General features: G+C 55.6%; 18 protein-coding genes and 1 riboswitch. Of the genes, 9 read left to right on the plus strand and 9 right to left on the minus strand.

All coding sequences use genetic code 11. The features are described from left to right. Nucleotides 1-46: 46 nt before the first annotated feature. Both K0H63_RS16045 and K0H63_RS16050 read right to left on the minus strand, forming a co-directional pair. Nucleotides 47-613, minus strand: a complete 567-nt coding sequence (locus K0H63_RS16045) for a phosphoribosyltransferase (RefSeq protein WP_011761031.1) — start codon at nt 611-613, stop codon at nt 47-49. A 213-nt stretch (nt 614-826) separates the two neighbouring features. After that, complete coding sequence (locus K0H63_RS16050; RefSeq protein WP_220065546.1) at nt 827-2,596, minus strand: alkaline phosphatase D family protein; 1,770 nt, start codon at nt 2,594-2,596, stop codon at nt 827-829. 199 nt (nt 2,597-2,795) lie between these two features. On the opposite strand from K0H63_RS16050, the gene K0H63_RS16055 reads away from it, so the two are divergent. Next, nucleotides 2,796-3,215 (plus strand): CBS domain-containing protein, encoded by a 420-nt coding sequence (locus K0H63_RS16055; RefSeq protein ID WP_220065547.1) that lies wholly within the window; start codon nt 2,796-2,798, stop codon nt 3,213-3,215. A 48-nt stretch (nt 3,216-3,263) separates the two neighbouring features. On the opposite strand, the gene K0H63_RS16060 is transcribed toward K0H63_RS16055, so the two are convergent. Together K0H63_RS16060 and K0H63_RS16065 are read right to left on the minus strand one after the other, a co-directional pair. Beyond that, the gene (locus K0H63_RS16060; RefSeq protein ID WP_203324853.1) at nt 3,264-3,953 is read right to left on the minus strand and encodes an LrgB family protein; all 690 of its coding nucleotides are present in this window, start codon (nt 3,951-3,953) and stop codon (nt 3,264-3,266) included. Next, on the minus strand, nt 3,953-4,384 hold the full coding sequence (locus K0H63_RS16065; RefSeq protein ID WP_220065548.1) for a CidA/LrgA family protein: 432 nt from the start codon (nt 4,382-4,384) through the stop codon (nt 3,953-3,955). The genes K0H63_RS16060 and K0H63_RS16065 overlap by 1 nt, the downstream gene beginning before the upstream one ends. Before the next feature lie 103 nt (nt 4,385-4,487). Here K0H63_RS16065 and K0H63_RS16070 point away from each other — a divergent pair, with 103 nt between their 5' ends. Next, nucleotides 4,488-5,396, plus strand: a complete 909-nt coding sequence (locus K0H63_RS16070; RefSeq protein ID WP_220065549.1) for a LysR family transcriptional regulator — start codon at nt 4,488-4,490, stop codon at nt 5,394-5,396. Here K0H63_RS16070 and K0H63_RS16075 read toward each other — a convergent pair. Genes K0H63_RS16075 through K0H63_RS16085 form a run of 3 tightly spaced genes read right to left on the minus strand, consistent with a single transcriptional unit; the run spans nt 5,373 to nt 7,299 of the window. Beyond that, the gene (locus K0H63_RS16075) at nt 5,373-6,188 is read right to left on the minus strand and encodes a hypothetical protein (protein ID WP_220065550.1); all 816 of its coding nucleotides are present in this window, start codon (nt 6,186-6,188) and stop codon (nt 5,373-5,375) included. The genes K0H63_RS16070 and K0H63_RS16075 overlap by 24 nt on opposite strands. 19 nt (nt 6,189-6,207) lie before the next feature. Beyond that, nucleotides 6,208-6,936, minus strand: coding sequence for an RES family NAD+ phosphorylase (locus K0H63_RS16080; protein ID WP_220065551.1), 729 nt, complete (start codon nt 6,934-6,936; stop codon nt 6,208-6,210). Then, nucleotides 6,937-7,299 (minus strand): MbcA/ParS/Xre antitoxin family protein, encoded by a 363-nt coding sequence (locus tag K0H63_RS16085; protein WP_220065552.1) that lies wholly within the window; start codon nt 7,297-7,299, stop codon nt 6,937-6,939. 242 nt (nt 7,300-7,541) lie between these two features. Between K0H63_RS16085 and nfsB the strand changes: the two genes are divergently transcribed. The 6 genes from nfsB to K0H63_RS16115 all read left to right on the plus strand — a co-directional run bounded on the left by nfsB (nt 7,542) and on the right by K0H63_RS16115 (nt 13,113). Beyond that, nucleotides 7,542-8,195 (plus strand): oxygen-insensitive NAD(P)H nitroreductase, encoded by a 654-nt coding sequence (gene nfsB / locus K0H63_RS16090; protein ID WP_220065553.1) that lies wholly within the window; start codon nt 7,542-7,544, stop codon nt 8,193-8,195. A 139-nt stretch (nt 8,196-8,334) separates the two neighbouring features. Continuing rightward, nucleotides 8,335-8,985, plus strand: coding sequence for a DNA-J related domain-containing protein (locus tag K0H63_RS16095; RefSeq protein ID WP_220065554.1), 651 nt, complete (start codon nt 8,335-8,337; stop codon nt 8,983-8,985). 159 nt (nt 8,986-9,144) lie between these two features. Beyond that, nucleotides 9,145-9,891: a thiol:disulfide interchange protein DsbA/DsbL gene (locus tag K0H63_RS16100; RefSeq protein ID WP_220065555.1), complete on the plus strand. Its 747-nt coding sequence runs from the start codon at nt 9,145-9,147 to the stop codon at nt 9,889-9,891. Between the two features lie 442 nt (nt 9,892-10,333). Further along, nucleotides 10,334-11,671, plus strand: coding sequence for a Na+/H+ antiporter NhaC family protein (locus K0H63_RS16105; protein ID WP_220065556.1), 1,338 nt, complete (start codon nt 10,334-10,336; stop codon nt 11,669-11,671). Nucleotides 11,672-11,701: 30 nt separating this feature from the next. Further along, complete coding sequence (locus K0H63_RS16110; RefSeq protein ID WP_220065557.1) at nt 11,702-12,394, plus strand: hypothetical protein; 693 nt, start codon at nt 11,702-11,704, stop codon at nt 12,392-12,394. Then, complete coding sequence (locus K0H63_RS16115; protein WP_220065558.1) at nt 12,391-13,113, plus strand: pseudouridine synthase; 723 nt, start codon at nt 12,391-12,393, stop codon at nt 13,111-13,113. Before K0H63_RS16110 ends, K0H63_RS16115 begins: the two co-directional genes overlap by 4 nt. 110 nt (nt 13,114-13,223) lie before the next feature. Here K0H63_RS16115 and K0H63_RS16120 read toward each other — a convergent pair whose 3' ends face one another. Both K0H63_RS16120 and K0H63_RS16125 read right to left on the minus strand, forming a co-directional pair. Further along, nucleotides 13,224-15,380, minus strand: a complete 2,157-nt coding sequence (locus K0H63_RS16120; protein ID WP_220065559.1) for a S46 family peptidase — start codon at nt 15,378-15,380, stop codon at nt 13,224-13,226. A 200-nt stretch (nt 15,381-15,580) separates the two neighbouring features. Beyond that, nucleotides 15,581-16,768: an amino acid permease gene (locus tag K0H63_RS16125; RefSeq protein WP_220065560.1), complete on the minus strand. Its 1,188-nt coding sequence runs from the start codon at nt 16,766-16,768 to the stop codon at nt 15,581-15,583. Nucleotides 16,769-17,066: 298 nt separating this feature from the next. Beyond that, nucleotides 17,067-17,156: riboswitch (yybP-ykoY riboswitch) on the plus strand. 89 nt (nt 17,157-17,245) lie between these two features. Here K0H63_RS16125 and K0H63_RS16130 point away from each other — a divergent pair. Beyond that, nucleotides 17,246-17,806, plus strand: coding sequence for a TMEM165/GDT1 family protein (locus K0H63_RS16130; RefSeq protein WP_220065561.1), 561 nt, complete (start codon nt 17,246-17,248; stop codon nt 17,804-17,806). The last annotated feature ends 111 nt before the right edge of the window (nt 17,807-17,917 follow it).

The raw sequence follows: 17,917 nt of genomic DNA on the forward strand, positions 1-17,917 counted from the left end.
AGCAGGCTCACATCACGGGCTTATGCAACAAGCTTATGCATCAGGCTTAGATAAACAGCTCGGCGATGTTTTTCAGGTCGCTCTTGCCGTTAGCAATCTCATCCGGTGTCAGGCCCGAGACTTCGTGGGGGAACACCAGCCAGTCTTCAGATGAGTGGATGTAGTAATCCGGCTTTAAGGGCACGGCGGTGTTTTTGGGCTTGTAGTATGGGCAGGCGATGCGGATGTCGCGGGGCATGTTGAGGCGCATCAACTGAGACAGTTTTTCTTTCAGGGCATGGATGCTGCGGCCTGAGTCGAATACGTCGTCCACAATCAGCAGGCCGTCGTCGGCGTTGCAGTTTTCGATGATGTAATGCAGGCCGTGGACCTTGATTTCCTTGCTCTGCTTGTCGGTACCAATGCCGTAATAAGAAGAGGTACGCACGGCGATATGGTCGGTATCGACCTTTTTGAAATCAAAGTATTCCTGCACCGCAATCCCTATGGGTGCACCGCCACGCCAGATCCCCACAATAAACTGCGGACGAAAGCCGCTTTCATACACCTGGGCTGCCAGGCGAAATGAGTCTTCCAACAGCTGCTGTGCCGTAATGTAATGTTTGTCTGACATTGAAGCGTCCCCATCATCCTATTGCTGTTTTTGGTAATTCGCGGATGAGGCCCAAACCCGGTATCCGCCATGATTTGGGCGCGCATTTTACACAAATTTTTGCCCCGTGACTGCTGCAAGCATAACAAGCCGGAGAATTTCCTCCACTGAGCATAAAAAAATCCACCCAATTGGGTGGATTTTTAGCGCTGTGCCTTGTTAGCGGGAAACGGATTACACCACAGCCTCAATCACATGGCTGCCTGCCAGTGTGCGGGCGCTGTAGCCACGGGCGCTTGCCTCGGTAAAGTCTTTCTCCAGAATGGACGAGACATAAATCCAGTCGCTGCGCACCTCGTCTTGGGTGAAGGTCAGCACCATAAAGCCCCTGTCCTTGAGGTTGGCGTACTTGAGATCATCCACCAGCCCCACCACGGCCGCTTCGGTGGCCGGAATTTGTTCGGCCGGCAATTGCAGGTAGTACTCAAGACCCGGAGACGACACTGAGCTGGTCGCAAACTCCACGCCAACGGCGGCGCCATTCACGTCCTTGAGTTCGTTGGCCCAGGCATTGTGGGTATCACCGGCCAGCACCACCAGGTTGGCATTCACCGACTTGGCGGTGCCCAGAATCACTTCACGCTCGTAGGCGTAACCGTCCCAGGCATCCAGGTTGTAGGGAATGGATGGCAGTTGCAGCAGGGCTATCACTTCCGGCGTCAGCTTGTGCTGGTTGGCCGCAAGATACATCAGTTCTTCCTGAGTCAGGGTAGGGTCGCCCGCCTGAGCACGGGCGGCGAGCTGCGCCAGGCCAGCCAGCTCGGCAAACTGAGGTATAGACAGCTGCTGGGTGGCAATGGCCGCGGGCAGCAGCATCTTGCCCATCAACACCTGTTGGCCCAGTACCTGCCATTTGGCTTCGTTTGCCAGTAGCTTGCTTTGCAGCCACAGCAGCTGCAGTGCGCCCAGCATGGTTCGGCTGGTGCTGGTGACATCGGCCATAAAACTGGTGCCGTCGAAGGCGCCGGTGGCCGGGTCCAGGTAGGTTTCAAACTGCAGCTGCTCGTCACGGCCCAGCAAACGGGTGTCCAGCATGTGCAGGTCAACCAAATCGCCAAAGGCAAAGCTTCTGAAGATTTCTTCGTGGTTACCTTCGCGCCATGGGCGGATGGGCAGCCACTCAAAGTAGGCCTGCAGCGCCGCCTGTTTACGGGCCTCAAAGTCGCCCTCGCCATCGTTGTGGTTTTCAGCGCCATCGCGCCAGGCATCGTTGCAGACCTCGTGGTCATCCCACACTGTGATAAAGGGCACCAGGGCATGGAGCTTTTGCAGGCTCTCATCGCCGCGGTACTGGGCATAACGGGTTCGGTAGTCATTCAGGCTCAGAAGTTCATGGGTTGGCAAGACTTCTCGGCCTAGAGCGGCCGCGTTTTCGCTGGCATAACCGCCACGGGGATATTCATAGATGTAGTCGCCCAGATGCACCACGGCATCCAGCGAACCCTGGGCCGCTGCCAGCTCGTACACGTTAAAGTAACCGGCCGGGAAGTTGGCGCAGCTCATTACCGCCAGTTTCACCTGGGATACGGCGCCCTCCGGCAGGGTGCGGGTTTTGCCCACGGCCGAGGTTTTATCGCCGCACATAAAGCGGAAGTAATAGGTGCTGCCGGCAGCAAGGCCCATGGCATCCACCTTTACTGTGTAGTCCCTGTCTTTATTGGTCATGGTGCTGCCATCTGTCACCAACTCGTTGAAGTCGGCATCTTTGGCCACCTGCCAGGACACACTGAGGTCGGCATCGCCTGTGGGAGTCACCCGGGTCCAGATAATCACCGCGTCATGGGCCGGGTCGCCACTGGCAACACCGTGCATAAAGCTGACGGGCACAGATGGGGCATCATCATCGCTGCTGGAGCAGCCCATCAGGCCATAGGAGACCACTGCGGCACCAACGCCTTTGGCCGACATGGCCAGGAAGTCACGACGTGAATAAGACCGTTTCATTATTATTATTCCTTTGGTTATATGAGAGGTATGAGGTCCAATGAGTCTTAGTTTGCAACATTACTATTACACAAGCATGACGCCCTTGGTAGAGTTTTGCGGACTAGAACATTGAAAAACAACCAGTTAAACAGGATGCTATACTCCTGCTGACCGGATCTGCAGTGGATTAACCGGCAACGAGCCCATGGAGGACGCTATGCAAGTCAAAGACATCATGACCCCCAACCCTGTCTGCATCAGCGAGGGTGCCAGCCTCAAGGATGCACATCTGCTGATGCAATCCCGTGGGGTGCGCCACCTGCCGGTGGTGGGAGAACAGGATGGCCACTACAAGGGCATTCTTACCCACAAAAAAATGATTTCGACTGTCGTCAGCCTGCTGAACAAGTATGGTCAGGGCGCCCTCGAGCGCAAGGAGCGGCAATATCTGGTGAGTGAGCTGATGGACAAAGACGCCCAGCGCCTGAGCGACGATGAGCCATTGGCCGTGGTGGTTGACTACTTTATAGAGAACAAGCTGGGTTGCCTGCCGGTGGTGGACGGCGAGCAAAAGGTGCAGGGGATAGTGACCTCCTCCGACTTTGTGAAGCTGTGCAAAACCCTGCTTTCAAAATAAAAAAAAGCCGGCGAAACGCCGGCAAACACACGCAACAAAGGGAAAGGGTTATACGAGAAACAGAGCAAACACAGGCGCACCCAGTACCATGGCGATTCCGGTGAAAATCATGGTGAGGCTGGCAACCACGGCCTCTTCCTCACCGTACTCACGCGCCTTGGCAGCGCCGGCACCGTGAGCCGATGCCCCAAGGGCAACACCTCTGGCAAGGGATGAACGCACCCTGCCAAAACGAAACAGCGGCCCGCACAGCAACATACCCACCACACCTGTCATCAACACCACCATGGCCGTTAATTCGGGCACACCGCCAAAGGCCGTGGTGGCTTCCATGGCAAAGGGGGTAGAGACAGAACGCACCAATACGCTGTGGCCAATTTCAGGCGGCAGGGCAAAGAGTTTCACCAGCCCCCAGGACGACACCAGCCCCAACAACAAGCCGGCCATCACACCCAATGTGAGGGTGATGGGGTAGCGGCGGATAAGGGCCCGCTCACGGTAAATGGGCAGCGCAAAAGCGATGGTGGCAGGCCCCAGCAGGAGCACCAGAAAATGGGTGTACTCGAAATAGCTGGGCAGCGGGATATCCAGCAGCAAGACAGCGGCAATAATCAGTAAGGGCGCCAGCAGAATAGGTGCAGCCCACCAGTAGCCCAAGCGGCTATATAAACGCTTGGCACCGTAATAGCCCATCAGGGTAATCACTAAACTCAGCAGCGCCAGACTGGTATGACTCATTACAGGCGTCCTCCGGCGCGGGCCAGATGTAAGCCACGCTCAAACTTAAAGGCTTTATCCACCACCCAGCCGGTGCCCAACAGCACGGTCACACTGCCTGCCACCAAAAAGCCCAGCATGCGGGCGCCATATTGCTCAATCATGGCTTCATACTGAATGACTGAGATCACCGGCGGAATGAAAAACAGCAACAGGTCCCCCAGCAGCCAGGCCGCACCGGCCTGCAGGGCCTTTTCGGGCACCCACTTAAGCGACAAGAGCGCCAGCAATACACCGAGCCCCACCACGCCGCCGGGCACCGGCAGCGCAAGATACAGCACCAGCGCATGGGCGAGCCAGGCGAGCAAACAGATAGCCGCCGCCTGCAGCAGGGTCAGGCTGGCCCTTTTGGCACCGGTTTTGAGTCTGACTTTGCCTTCACTGAGGGTCATGGTGGCTATCGCTGTGAAAAATGGAATGTGCTTAGTGTAGGTTTGCCATTTGAATAAAAAAAATGAATATTAAGCATAGATATCATTACCAAAGGATATTCAATTGGATCTCAGGGCCATCAGATACTTTATGGAGGTGGTGGATGCCGGTGGCTTTGCCAAGGCCTCCGAGAAGGTGCACCTCACCCAACCGGCGCTGTCAAAGGCGGTACGCCTGCTGGAAGAGAGCCTGGATCTCCAGCTTATCGAGCGGGGCAAGCGCGGGGTGCATTTACGCCTCACCCCCGCCGGTGAAGTGGTCTATCGCCATGGTTTAGCCCTGCTGGCCACCCGTGATGACATGCTGGCCGAGCTTGAAGCCATGCGAAGCCTCAGGGGCGGTCGGCTTAAGTTTGGGCTGGCGCCCCTTGGCAGCGCCGAGCTGTTCGCCCCTGTCATCGCCCGCTTTCGCAGCCTCTATCCCAAGATTGATATGCAGCTGCTTGTGCGTGGCGGCATTGAGCAAACCAATGCGCTGCGCAAAGGCGAAATTGAGCTGGCCACCGGCATCACGGCGCTGGACAGCGAATTTGAAGGGCTGCGCATTCGCAAAGACCCCATGGTGGTGGTATTGCCCAAACAGCACAGGCTGGCGCACCGCCAGGAGCTGAGATTGCAGGAGCTGGCAGACACGGCGCAGATTTTGTTTGAGCGGGAATATGCCCTGCATCAGCTGGTGTTTGAGGCCTGTGAGCGGGCGGGCTTTATCCCCGCCAATGTCACCCGGGTAAGCCATCCTGATTTTGGTATTGCTCTGGTGGCCGCCGGTACGGGTGCCATGATATTGCCAAGCTATATCGCCGAGCGCCACGCGGTGGCAGGCGTGATTGCCGTGCCACTGAAAGAAGCCGATCTGCACTGGGAGCTGTCGATCTTTTGGCGCAGAGGTCAGCCTCTGTCGTTTGCGGCAGAGGCCATGATAGCTCTGGTACGGGAGCGACTCTCTAACTCACCAGGGCAGGGTCAGATATAGTCTGAACAAGCTGTCTGTATCCCAGGGGAGAATCGGCAAATACCGGTCGTCTTGTTTGGGGAGCAGATCGTAGTGATCCAGGTTGTACTGGTTTTGCTCGAAAGACAGGGTCATGACCGAGTTCGCCAGCAAACTATGGGTATCAACACTGAGCGATGCGCCGTAGCGGGTTTCCAGGCGCTCGCTGCCATCGGACCAATGGGTCGCGCTGGCCGACAGCGTCCAACCGGGCGCCAGCATCAGATAACCGCCACCACTGAGCATCCAGGCGGTGGCATCGTTGCCGAAATCACCCCGCTGGTAGCCGCGCTCCTTGGGCACATCATCGTCAATTTCCAGAAAATAATAACCGATACCCGCTTCCAGATTGGCGCCAAATGCGGGCCTGTGATAGTCCAGCACCAGTGACGGATACAGGGTGATTTGTTTTTCGATGGAGCTGACAGTGTTCCTTTTACCGCTGAGGGTGGCTTGCCAATCGAGTCTTAAGTCTTCGCCCAGGGTAAACAGCTTGCCTCTGGCAAAGTAAGAGGATTGAAACCAGATGGGGATATGGTCCGGGTCGAGCTTGTCTTTGTCCCGGTCAAGGTAGGTGTTGAGGTTGGCGTGCAGCTTGATGCCGCCATCGGTGACCGTATCCAGACTGATGGCCGCATGGGCACCAAAGGTGTCTGAACTCTCCACCTGAAAATCATGTATACCGAAAGAGAGTCGCCAATCCAATGGCTCTGATTCGGCCTGCGCCACGGCACTGCCAAGCACGAGTGGCAGTAACAGCATAGATGTCTTCATCTTATCCCCCATCCAGGATTCAGGCGGGACGCGGCAGGCGTCCTTCGCGAAAAAATGCTTCCACTTCATAGTATCGCGGCATATTCCCCCGGCCGCGTTCGGTAAAAGCGAGTCTGGCAGGCTCCAGCTGACAAATCCAGTAGCTCTGATCCAAAGGTGCGGACGCCATCACACCCGGATCAGCCACCGCCAGGTTAACCCCTCCCGGTTCACGGGCCGAATAGCTGCGAATAAGCTGGCAGTCACGCTCAAGCAATTGCTGCCCCAGCGCCTGGGTAAAGCGGTAATCTTCACCGTGGGTCAGCTGTCGTTGCAGGGTATCATCAGCAATTCGGGTGAGGTCGGCGCAGCGCTTTGCACTGAGCAATACCCTGAACATCATGTGCTCCGAGTGCAGCACCCCCTGATAAGGCACAGCCATGTCCTGCAAGAAGACAAAGCGGTAATAGGCCACTTCGGTCAGACAGGTTTGCACCGACTCACTGCCATAAAAAAAGCTTGGCATCAGGCGGGTGCCAAAACGCGAGCCGTGCCTTAAGGGCGGATAACGAAAAGGGGTTTTCAGCAGATAGTGCAAATGGGCTGTGCCCTCCCGGTAAGGGGGTTTGGCACCATCCAGCAGGCTTTCCAGCAGCATTTGCTCGTCAAAATTATCCACCAGGCTCAGGGTAGCCGCCTCTTCCTGAGACTCCACCAACCGGTAGCAGCTGCCCTCATAGGGCACTTCGGGGATTGAAAGTAAGTCCATTTACACCTTGCCACGCATGGCATCGAGGTATTGATTCACACTGACCAGGCCCACCACAGACTTGACCAGCTCCCGGGGTATGCCCCCAAGTGCATGGTTGGGACTGTTGAGCCAGTGGCGCATAAAGTCCTGCTGCCCACCGGCCAGGGCATACAGCGAGCGGTACAAACGCACCAGCTGCAACTGCAACTCCCCTTGTTTTGACTCGGGTTTAAAGCCATTGGCAGCATTGCGGCTCAGGGTACTGGGGTTGACCCCTATGATATGGCTGGCTTCGGCATTGGTCAGTTCCAGCGCCTGACAGGCATTGGTAAAGGCCTTGAATAAGACCCCGGATGCTGTGGGTTTGGCTATGGCAGACATAGTGGGCGCTCCTGACGGTCACTGAAGATATTTTAGCCAACAGATGAGCGCACTTGCAAATAAAAGACAAGATACGTGCATTTGCAATCAGCCAAGTCTGATATACCCAAATCATTCATGGATAAAAATCCGGTTATATTCAAAATATTTTTGAAACTATAGTCAGCCAAAGCCGATTGTTTTTACGGTGTGCGCCATTAGAATGCCAGCCATATCCCCCAGCATTTTTCGCGGAGAATCCCATGCAGGAATTAAGTTTGCTTGTGCAAAAGCGTCACACCAGCAAGGCGTTTGACCCATCCCGGACTATCAGCCCGGAGCAGATTGCCGAACTCAAAACCCTGTTGCAGTTTGCCCCTTCGTCCACCAACTCGCAGCCATGGCACTTTGTGCTGGCCTCCACTGCCGAAGGCAAGGCGACCATTGCCAAGTCCACCGAGCAGTTTGCCTTCAACACCCCCAAAATCCTCAATGCTTCCCATGTGGTGGTGCTCTGTACCAAGACCCAGATGGATGAGGATCACCTGCGCAAAGTTTTGGCTCAGGAAAAGGCCGATGGCCGTTTCGCCAGCGATGAAGCCATGCAAAATCAACACAATGGCCGCTCGTTCTTCGTCAATATGCACAGATACGAACTCAAAGACGCTCAGCACTGGATGGAAAAGCAAGTGTATCTGGCGTTGGGAACCCTGCTGTTGGGCGCGGCGGCACTGGAAATCGATGCCTGCCCCATTGAGGGTTTTGATGCCACAGCCCTGAATAAGGAGCTTGGCCTCAGAGAGCAAGGCCTGTGCGCCTCTGTCATTGTGGCCCTAGGCTACCGCTCCGGCGATGATTTCAACGCGGGGCTGCCCAAGTCACGCCTGCCCCAGGCTGACATCTTTACTGAGATCTGACATCAAGCCCTGATGCCCGTCGCCCCGGCATATTCCTGTCCTGCCGGGGCAACTTCTTTGTTCATAATTAATTCGCATTTGTCATCCCGTCACCCTGTGGCATAGTGGTTTGAGTCACAATTCAGGATGAATCGCGCCTATGCTGCTGCCACCGCTGGTTCCGTTAATCGATAACAATACAACCGAAGTATCAGCCCACAAAGGCGACAACCCCCTCATCTGGCCCCTGCTGAGTTTGCTGCAAAAGTCAGTTCAGGGATGGAAAGTCCACCACCTCGCCAGCGAACTCCAATCCCAGGGATTAATGCACGACCTGGACCCCGCCCCGGAAAAAGACCTCTTTAAACGCAATTTTCTACTGATGAATGCCCTGTTTGAACTGCAGGACATGCTGCTGCCCAATCAGTGGGTGCAAACCCAGGCCATGGATATTCGTATTCTGCGTCTCATCCCAAGCGACATCGACCTTATTCAGCATCAGGAAGCCGGACTGAAGAGCTATTACCTCGACTGGGGCAATTACGACACCAGCACCAATGTGGTGCGCGAGATGCTTGAGTCTTTCTGGACCAGCTACAAGGACTACATCGGCATCAATGGCCGGGTGATGCACCTGACCCAGGCACTGCGGGTATTCGAACTCGATGCCAGCGCCAGTGACAGAGACATTCGCCGTCAATGGCGCAAACTGGCGCTGAAATGGCACCCCGACAGACAGGGCGGCGATGCTGCGCGATTCAGGGAAGTGTGTGAGGCCTGGCAGGCGCTCAGGGTGCGGGAGTCGGCCTAGTCACCCTCAAGCCATGCCAATTCGTTGAAGTTAAGGACAGATCACAGTTACACACGGGCTTTTGCCCCGGGATTCAGAGATAATTAAGCCTTTCCTTTCAAACTGTTTTACCTGAACTTTCCAGTTTGAAACTTAAAACGCCTGATACCCGGAGCCATTATGCACAAACGTCTGACGCTGGCAGCCACCCTGGCCGCCCTGCCATTTTGCGGCTTTGCCGCCGATTTTGTCGAAGGCAAACACTATGTCCAGGTCTCTGACCAGGCCCCCAGCAAGTCCCCAAAGGTGACCGAGTTTTTCTCTTTCTACTGCCATAACTGCTTCAATATGGAAGTCATGTACCTGCCGGCCATCAAGCAAGGGCTGAAGGACGGTATCAGCTTTGACACCAAGCACGTGGACTTTATGAACAGCGACATTGGCACCGAAGTAATGCGCGCGCTGGCCGTTATCCACGGCAGTGACAAACAAGGCGAGCTGACCCATGCCATGTTCGCCGCCATTCAGGGCGCCGAGGGTGGTCAGGGCCACCACGACCACAGCGCTCCCGGCCATTCCCACGAGCCTGAAATCAGCAGCCGCGACGACATCAAAGCCGTGTTCGCCAAGTTTGGCATCGACGGTGCGGCCTACGACAAACTGGCCGACAGCAAGGAAACCGATGCCAAGCTGGCGCTGTGGCGTGAGCAGCAGCAAGCCTTTGAAGTGCAGTCGGTCCCAAGCTTTGTGGTAAACGATAAGTATCGGGTGAACCTGCAGGAAATCCGTACCCTGGAAGAACTCAGCGCCCTGATTAATTATCTGGCCACCGAAAAAGATGCCGCCGAAGACAAGGGTGGCAGCCTGGGTTGGGCGGTTCTTGCCATGTTGGCCCTGGCCGCCATCGGCCGCAGACGCCTGGTGTAACTTGGTTCACAGCGCCGAATTAAGCTCAGGCGCTGACGCTCCAGCCAAGCCTTGAGCCCGGGTCCCGGCCAAAGCTGAACCTGAACCTGAACCTGAACCTGAACCTGAACCTGAGCAAAGCCCGGACTGAACAGAGCCCCGCCCATGCGGGGCTTTTTATTGCCTCTGTTCCGGATAACCCCGTCTTGCCCAGCGCCTATTGGCCAGGATTGAGCCAGACTTTGGCATTCTGTGCCCCATTCATCTCCCCCTTTAACCGCCGCGTTACAATTTATAAATAGAAGTAAAACCATCTAGACGTCTAAATTGACAGATGGCTGGCTATCTCATATTCTTTCGCCTAAGTTGTCGGGAGATGAAGCCGTAACGACACAAATATTCAGCGAAATCGCGGTGATGCAGGAAGAACCCGCCGTTTCGCCCCCGATAAAGAGAGATAACCTTGAATCAATCCCCAGACACTCAGGGCAATGCAAGTGCTGCTTCATTCGTTGCCCTGCTGCCACTGTTTCTGTTTTTGGCGCTCTTCATTGGCGCCGGTGTGTACTTCACCAGTCAGGGCGTGGACTTTGCCTTCTATCAGTTGCCCAGTGTTGTGGCCATTCTGCCCGCCATAGTGCTGGCGTTGCTGCTGTCAAAGCAGAAGCTGAATCAGGCCATAGACACCTTTATCGGCGGTATTGGCCACAGCAACATCATTGCCATGTGCTTGATTTACTTGCTGGCTGGCGCCTTCGCCTCGGTGGCCAAGGCCACAGGTGGCGTGGATGCCACAGTATCCCTCGGCCTGTCACTCATTCCCTCTGATTTGCTGCTGCCGGGCTTTTTCGTGATTGCAGCCTTTATTGCCACCGCCATGGGCACCTCCATGGGCACCATAGCTGCGGTCGCGCCCATTGCTCTGGGTGTTTCCCAGGAAGCCGATATTTCGCTGCCACTGATGGCCGGTGCCATCATTTCCGGCGCCCTCTTCGGTGACAACCTGTCTATCATTTCCGACACCACCATTGCCGCTACCCGCACCCAGGGCTGCAACATGAAAGACAAGTTCCGTGAGAACCTGATTTTTGCGCTGCCTGCGTCACTCATCACCCTGCTGGCCTTTACCCTGGCCGGTCAGGGCGAAGCCAATGTGGCGCCTCAGTCGGTGGACATCGTCAAGGTGCTGCCTTATCTGTGCATCCTGTTTTTGGCGGTTGCCGGGCTGAACGTGTTTGTGGTGCTGGGTATTGGCATTCTGCTGGCCGGTTTGGTGGGCATGTTCACCACCGACTACAGCTGGGTCAGCTTCAGCAAAGATATTTACGCCGGTTTTGGCAACATGCAGGAAATCTTTATCCTGTCGATGTTGGTGGGTGGCCTGGCTGCGCTGATGCAGCAGCAGGGTGGCCTTGCCTTTGTCAGCCGCTTTATCGAAGGACTGATTGCCCGTTTCTCCAAGGCGAAGGGCGAAGCTTCCTGCCGCGCCGCCGAATTGGGTATGGCAGGCATAGTGTCCCTGACCAATGCCTGCGTGGCCAACAACACAGTATCCATTGTGATAAGCGGTGATATCGCCCGGGATCTCGCCCAGAAGCATGGCGTCAGCGCCAAGCGCAGTGCCAGCGTGCTCGATATTTTTTCCTGTATTGTTCAAGGACTTATACCGTACGGCGCCCAGGCACTTTTGATTGGAGCAACCTTTGCCATTACCCCCCTGGAGGCAGTATCCTATGCTTGGTACTGCATGATATTGGCGCTGGTAGCCGTTCTGATTGTGACGTTCAGAAAACGTCACTGAGGAACCGGAGACTGCCACCCGGGAAAACCTATGACAACCAAAGACAGAAACGACTATGGACAATTTGATCCCCACCGACTGGTGTTTCATATGTCCATTGGCGGGGTGATGATTTGCGCCTTCGGTGCGGCCGTCTCCATTATGTCTGTGCTGGGAACCCTTGGGTGGCAGGTAATCAATCTGCGAATCGATCGTCTGGGGGACTACCTGAGCTCCCCTCTGGCTTACGTCTACAACATCTGTCTGCTGTTTGCCGGTGCCAGTTTTATGATTGCCATGCTGGGCCTCTTCAGCATGCGCTATAACAATTTCAGCCGCTATATTGCCATCATCGGTGGCTGCACCGGCCTTGGCATCATGCTGCTGGGCATTTATCCCTATAACGACCCCGACTCCCACCGACTGGCGGCGCTGGTATTTGTGAATTCCAGTCTGGCCATGTTTGTGCTGCTGATATTTACCCGCCGCAATAATCAGGAACTGTGCAGCCTACCCATGTTCTTTGTGGCTCTGGTTGGACTGGCCTCGAGCATTGGTTTACTGGCTCAGATTGACCCTGACACCCTGGATTACCTGCCCTGCGGTCCGCTGGAACAATTCTGTCCGTTGGCCATGACCATGTGGATACACACTTCAGCCACCATGCTGGCCGGTGTCGGCCTGGCGCTGATGGCACGCTCCCTTATCCATCAGGCGCTGGAAGAGCGCCGCCTCAAACCTTGAGTGACAGCGCCTTAACCAAAGGCACTCGCCTGTGTAAATACCTCGCCGAGGCAGGCGTGGCCTCACGGCGCGGCGCATCGCGCCTGATTGAAGCCGGCAGGGTCTGTATTGATGGGCAACAAGCCTCCCACAGCGACAGGGTACTTGGCGCAAGCCTGGTGACCCTCGATGGCGAGCCCCTGTGTCCCGCTCAGGCCAAGGCGTACTTCCTTTACCACAAACCCGTTGGCATCGACTGTCGCCTGCGCGCGGAAGATCCCCACAGCCTGATTCATCTGCTACCCGCCGGTTTGCGACTGTTCCCTGCCGGGCGACTGGATAAAGACTCCCGTGGCCTCCTGCTGCTGACCAATGACGGCGAGCTGACACAGCGCCTGATGCACCCTGACTTTCACCATCAAAAAGGCTATCTGGTTACCCTGAATAAAGCGCCAGGCTCCGATGACATTGCGGCCATTGCGGCGGGTTTTGATTACGGTGAAGGCCCTACCCGCCCCTGCCGGATTGAACCCCAGGATGCTTTAAGCGTGAGGATGTGGCTCACCGAAGGCAAGAAGCGCCAAATCCGGCGCCTGTGGAAGGCACGGGGCTACCTTGTGGTGGATTTACTGCGGGAGTCTATTCAAACCCTGACACTGGGCGAGCTTGGTGAAGGACAGATGAGAGCGCTCGATGAGACAGAGCGCCTCGCACTCCTGACTGCGCTGGGCCCGAAATGAAGGCAACGCTGTACCGCGAATAATGACAGCGCTGGACGAAAGCTGAATAAGGATGTTGCAGCATAAAAAAACGGGGCCATCTGGCCCCGTTTGTATTCAGTCACAGACTGTTATTCAACGATTTCCATCTCGGCCAACAGGTTGTCTGCATTGTCGAGGTACTTCATCACCCACAGCATATAACGGCTGTCGACGTGGATGGAGCGGTTGATGTTGTCGTCGTAGTTCCAGTCACCGATGATGCTCTCGTACACGCCATCAAACAGCAGACCCACCAGTTCGGCGCGGCCGTTCAGGGTTGGCGAACCTGAGTTGCCACCTGTGGTGTCCACGGTGGACAGGAAGTTAACCGGTACAGAGTCGATGTCTTTCACGTAGAAATCACCGTACTGCTTGGCTTCAATCAGCTCCAGCTGCTTCTTGGGGGCATCGAACGGGTCAACGCCTGTGTCTTTCTGGGTGATACCTTCAAGACGGGTAAATGGCACGGCATAGAGGCCATCTTTTGGTGAGTAACCCTTCACGTTGCCGTAGGTCACACGCAGGCTTGAGTTGGCATCGGCATAAACCGGCTTACCCAGCTCGTTGTTGTAGGCGATGATGGCTTCCATATAGGCAGGACGCACCTTCATCAGCTCACCACCCAGCTCCTTCTGGGCCTTTTCACGGGCCATGGAGGTGTCGAAGGTGGCAACAGCCAGCTGAATGAATGGGTCTTTGCTGGCTTTGAAGTCATCAACTGACTTGTCCATCCAGGCCATACGCACGTCTTTGTTACCGATTTCGGTTTTGTCGTACATCTTGTCGAGCTGCTTCTTGAGCTTCTTCTCGTCAAACTTTTTGCCAATACCGAAGAAGGCATCGATGTCGCCGCGGCGCTTGTCAGCAGGCAGGGCGGCGTAGCGCTTGAGCATCTCAAACAGCACAACCTTGTCGACACTGGCATCGTAACGACGGTCAATACGCTCAAGACCGGCGGTAAAGCGGGTCATATCGCGGTCCTGGAAGCCTGGCTCACGCTCCATGTCCGGCAGCTGCTTTTCATGGGCCAGACGATACAGGCGCGCCGCAGTGCTCATAGGGGTGGAGTAACTCATGTAACCGAGGATCAGATCCAGCTCCTGGGTCTTGTTACCTTCGGTAACCAGACGCTCGAGGTCAGCCAGGGTTTGACCATACTTGGCCTGACGCTTGGCATCGGCCTTGATCCAGTTGGCAAGCTCAGCTTCACGAGCCTTGCGGTCTTCCAGCATGGTGGACTTACCGTAAAACTCGATCATGGAGGCGAAGTTTTTGGCGTAGTTGGCCAGGCTTGCCAGGGTGCTTTCGTACTTGATACGGGCATCGCTGCCTTCAGGCGCGCTGGTTTTGATGATGTCGATGATCTGTTCGCGCAGCTCGCGGCTGGCCGGGTAGTTCCAGGTGAACTGGTTTTCGACTTCAGAGGCGGTGCGGTAGCGGTTGGTGCGGCCCGGATAGCCGGTCACCATCACAAAATCGCCATCCTTCAGACCCTTGGCAGAGACTTTCAGGAAGCTCTTGGGCTCGTAAGGCACGTTGTCCTTGGAGAAATCGGCCGGCTTGCCATCTTTACCCACGTAGGCGCGGTAGAAAGAGTAGTCACCGGTATGACGTGGCCACATCCAGTTGTCGATATCACCGCCGTACTTACCCACGCTGCCTGCTGGGTTATGCACCAGACGCACGTCGCGGATTTCCATCTGCTTGATGAGGTAATACTCGAGACCGCCGTGGAAGCTGTATACGTTACAGCGGTAGCCGTCTTCTTTTTCACACTCGGCAACCAGGGCTTTTTCTTTGGCTTCAACGCCCTTGTAGAAGGCATCACCCTTGAGGGAATCAAGACCTTCGTTGATCTGTGCGGTCACATTGGTCACAGACTCGGTCACGTAAACACGTGAACCCGGGGCGGCAGGCAGCTCTTCATCGAAGCTCTTGGCCAGGAAACCATCCGCCAGCAGATTCTTTTCGGCGGTGGAATTGTACTGGATAGAGCCATAGGCACAGTGATGGTTGGTGACCACCAAGCCTTTGGGAGAAACGAATGATGCGGTACAGCCGCCCAGGCTGATAACGGCATTCATCGGGAATTCGGTCAGTTTGGAGATGGACTCAGGGTCAATTTCCAATCCCTTGGCTTTCAACGTCTTGGCCAGTGCAGGAAGCTGATGTGGCTGCCACATACCTTCATCTGCCTGGGCACCGAAGGCGGCCGCGATGGCGGCAGTCAGTAACCATTTTTTCATTGTGTTATTCCATTGTTTATTGTGATGATGTCGAGCGCATTGCCGTGCCCAATTAGCCATTTAATCGAGTCATTGATGTTTGGTTTAAAACATCAATCACCCCAAAAGGCGGATACAAAAAAGCCGGGCGCGAAGACCCGACTTTATCACAGGGTTACAAGCTGTCACAGCCTTGGCAAACTTCCGTTACAAAAGGCTTTTTACAGTGCCACCCACAGCTGGGCAGCAATGATGGCTACCCCGGCAACACCAATCAGCGACAAGGCCAGCTTGCCGCCACTTACCTGATAGCCATCCCGGTACTGGGCACGCTGATTCAGCGCCATGGCAATGGGCAGGAAAATTATCATAAACACCAGCGGAATGGCGGCAAAGCCCAGCACGGCCACAAAGCCTTCGGGCACAAAGAGCGCACACAGCAGGGGTGGTAAAAAGGTGATAACCCAGGTCTGCAAACGACCACCGATACCGCCCTTGGAGCGGGTCATTTCGGCCAGAAAATCAAACAGACTCATGGTTACCCCAAGGAAGGAGGTCACCAGTGCCAAGTCAGCAAATACAGCTATGCTCTGGCCCACCACAGGATGCGCCGCCAGCTCCTGAAGGGCGCTGATAAGCTTTGGCAGGGCGCCGTTAAAGGTGGCTATTTCATCGCCGCCGACGGTGCCCAGGGTCACCAGCAGCCACAGGATGTAACACACCAGTGGGATGGTCGAGCCAATCAGCAGCACCTTGCGCAGGTTAACCGCATCGCCATCGAGGTAGCGTACCAGGGTCGCGATACATACGTGGAAACCAAAGGAGGTAAAAACCACGGGGATGGCCGCCATCCAGGCATTGGCCGAGACCTTTTCAAAGGCATCGGCGGCAATGACCGAAGGGCGGATTTCAGGTAACAGGAAGCCCACCACCAGCACCAGCAGCACCACCATCAAGCTGAACAGTAAGCGGGAGAGCTTATCCACCCAGCTCACGCCCAGTGCGGCCACGCTGCCCAGCACCAGGGTAAAAATCAGTACCGCCAGCTGACCGTCGAGATTGATGGAAAACACCGACTCCATGCGGTGTACCAGCAAGGAGGAGCCGCCGGTGAGATAGGCGGCAGTCAGGGCGTACAACAAACTCAGGAAAGAGGCGCCCTGGATAAGCTGGCCTTTTTTGCCCAGTGTCTTGCCGGTAATGGCGTGCACATTGTCTCCCACACCACTGCGCAGGTTAATTTCGAGCATCAGGAGGGAGGTATATGCCGATATGGCCCACACGATCAGCAGCAATAACAGCGCGGGGATTACCCCAAGGGCGGCTGTCGCCAGCGGCAACGCCAACATGCCGGCCCCAATGGCGGTACCCGCCACAATGGCAATAGAGCCAAGTGTTTTCAAATTCACGGAACTGTCCTGTTCAAGTCTGATAAATCATTTGTAGTTATAGGTATGAGCCAATTTTTAGAACTGCCGAAAGGCCATCGCCTTGAGAGGACGCACCCGCTAAGGGGATTAACAGGCTTTCATAAAAAAACGACTGCAGCCGACATTAACAGAGCCACACAGGCTCGGCAAGGGCACCGCCTCTCAGTGTGCAGCATGGCAGCAAAAGCGCGCGAAACTGCTACCGCGCAGTAACAATTGTGTCTTGCAGCCCCTTGCCCGGATGCATTGTGCTGTTATAATGCCTGCCTCACTTTCGGGGGAGTAGCCAACCTGAGCCTGGCTCAGGGGTAAGCATCAACACACTTGGCCACATGCCATGGTGCTTACAGCAAACGCCAGTTTGCCCGGCAAGACCTGAGCGCGATAAGCCACAACTATGACTATGGGGTGGCGGGTTTATCGTGCTTGTCGGTCAGCCACCCCAGGAACGCAACCATGTTAGAAGCCTTCACCGCCTCCACCTTAACCGTGGCCATCGCCGAAATCGGCGACAAGACCCAACTGCTGGCACTGCTGCTCGCCGCCAGATTCAAAAACAAAACCGCCATCATCCTCGGTATTTTTATTGCCACCATAGCCAACCATTTTGCCGCCGCCTGGCTTGGCCAATGGGCAACAGACTTTGTCAGCCCGGATACCGCGCGATATCTGGTGGCACTGAGCTTCTTCGCCATTGCCCTGTGGGTATTGGTGCCGGACAAAGTAGAAGCCGAAGAAAGCAGCCTCTACCGTTTTGGCCCCTTCATCGCGACCCTGGTGCTCTTTTTCATTGCCGAAATCGGTGATAAAACCCAGGTGGCAACCGTGGTGCTGTCGGCCCGCTACGATGATCTGTGGATGGTCGTCATGGGCACCACAGTGGGTATGCTGCTCGCCAATGTGCCTGTGGTGATTGCGGGGCATTTCAGTGCCGACAAACTGCCGATGACCTGGATACACAGAGGCACTGCGGTACTGTTTGCCATCATGGGTATTGCCACCCTGCTGTGGCACTAATGGGCGGTTGCCCCCTGCTCTGACACTAAAAAAGCTAACAAGCATCTGCATAAAAGAAAAAGGGAAGCCATTGCTTCCCTTTTTTCAACTCAGGCGATTAACTCAAATCGG

Source organism: Shewanella zhangzhouensis (assembly GCF_019457615.1).
Lineage (GTDB): Bacteria > Pseudomonadota > Gammaproteobacteria > Enterobacterales > Shewanellaceae > Shewanella > Shewanella zhangzhouensis.

What these genes read in the sequence shown, in the direction of transcription:
- K0H63_RS16045 (WP_011761031.1), bottom strand. Translation starts at nt 613, where the DNA reads ATGTCAGACAAACATTACATTACGGCACAGCAGCTGTTGGAAGACTCA.
- K0H63_RS16050 (WP_220065546.1), bottom strand. Translation starts at nt 2,596, where the DNA reads ATGAAACGGTCTTATTCACGTCGTGACTTCCTGGCCATGTCGGCCAAA.
- K0H63_RS16055 (WP_220065547.1), top strand. Translation starts at nt 2,796, where the DNA reads ATGCAAGTCAAAGACATCATGACCCCCAACCCTGTCTGCATCAGCGAG.
- K0H63_RS16060 (WP_203324853.1), bottom strand. Translation starts at nt 3,953, where the DNA reads ATGAGTCATACCAGTCTGGCGCTGCTGAGTTTAGTGATTACCCTGATG.
- K0H63_RS16065 (WP_220065548.1), bottom strand. Translation starts at nt 4,384, where the DNA reads ATGACCCTCAGTGAAGGCAAAGTCAGACTCAAAACCGGTGCCAAAAGG.
- K0H63_RS16075 (WP_220065550.1), bottom strand. Translation starts at nt 6,188, where the DNA reads ATGAAGACATCTATGCTGTTACTGCCACTCGTGCTTGGCAGTGCCGTG.
- K0H63_RS16080 (WP_220065551.1), bottom strand. Translation starts at nt 6,936, where the DNA reads ATGGACTTACTTTCAATCCCCGAAGTGCCCTATGAGGGCAGCTGCTAC.
- K0H63_RS16085 (WP_220065552.1), bottom strand. Translation starts at nt 7,299, where the DNA reads ATGTCTGCCATAGCCAAACCCACAGCATCCGGGGTCTTATTCAAGGCC.
- nfsB (WP_220065553.1), top strand. Translation starts at nt 7,542, where the DNA reads ATGCAGGAATTAAGTTTGCTTGTGCAAAAGCGTCACACCAGCAAGGCG.
- K0H63_RS16095 (WP_220065554.1), top strand. Translation starts at nt 8,335, where the DNA reads ATGCTGCTGCCACCGCTGGTTCCGTTAATCGATAACAATACAACCGAA.
- K0H63_RS16100 (WP_220065555.1), top strand. Translation starts at nt 9,145, where the DNA reads ATGCACAAACGTCTGACGCTGGCAGCCACCCTGGCCGCCCTGCCATTT.
- K0H63_RS16110 (WP_220065557.1), top strand. Translation starts at nt 11,702, where the DNA reads ATGACAACCAAAGACAGAAACGACTATGGACAATTTGATCCCCACCGA.
- K0H63_RS16120 (WP_220065559.1), bottom strand. Translation starts at nt 15,380, where the DNA reads ATGAAAAAATGGTTACTGACTGCCGCCATCGCGGCCGCCTTCGGTGCC.
- K0H63_RS16130 (WP_220065561.1), top strand. Translation starts at nt 17,246, where the DNA reads ATGTTAGAAGCCTTCACCGCCTCCACCTTAACCGTGGCCATCGCCGAA.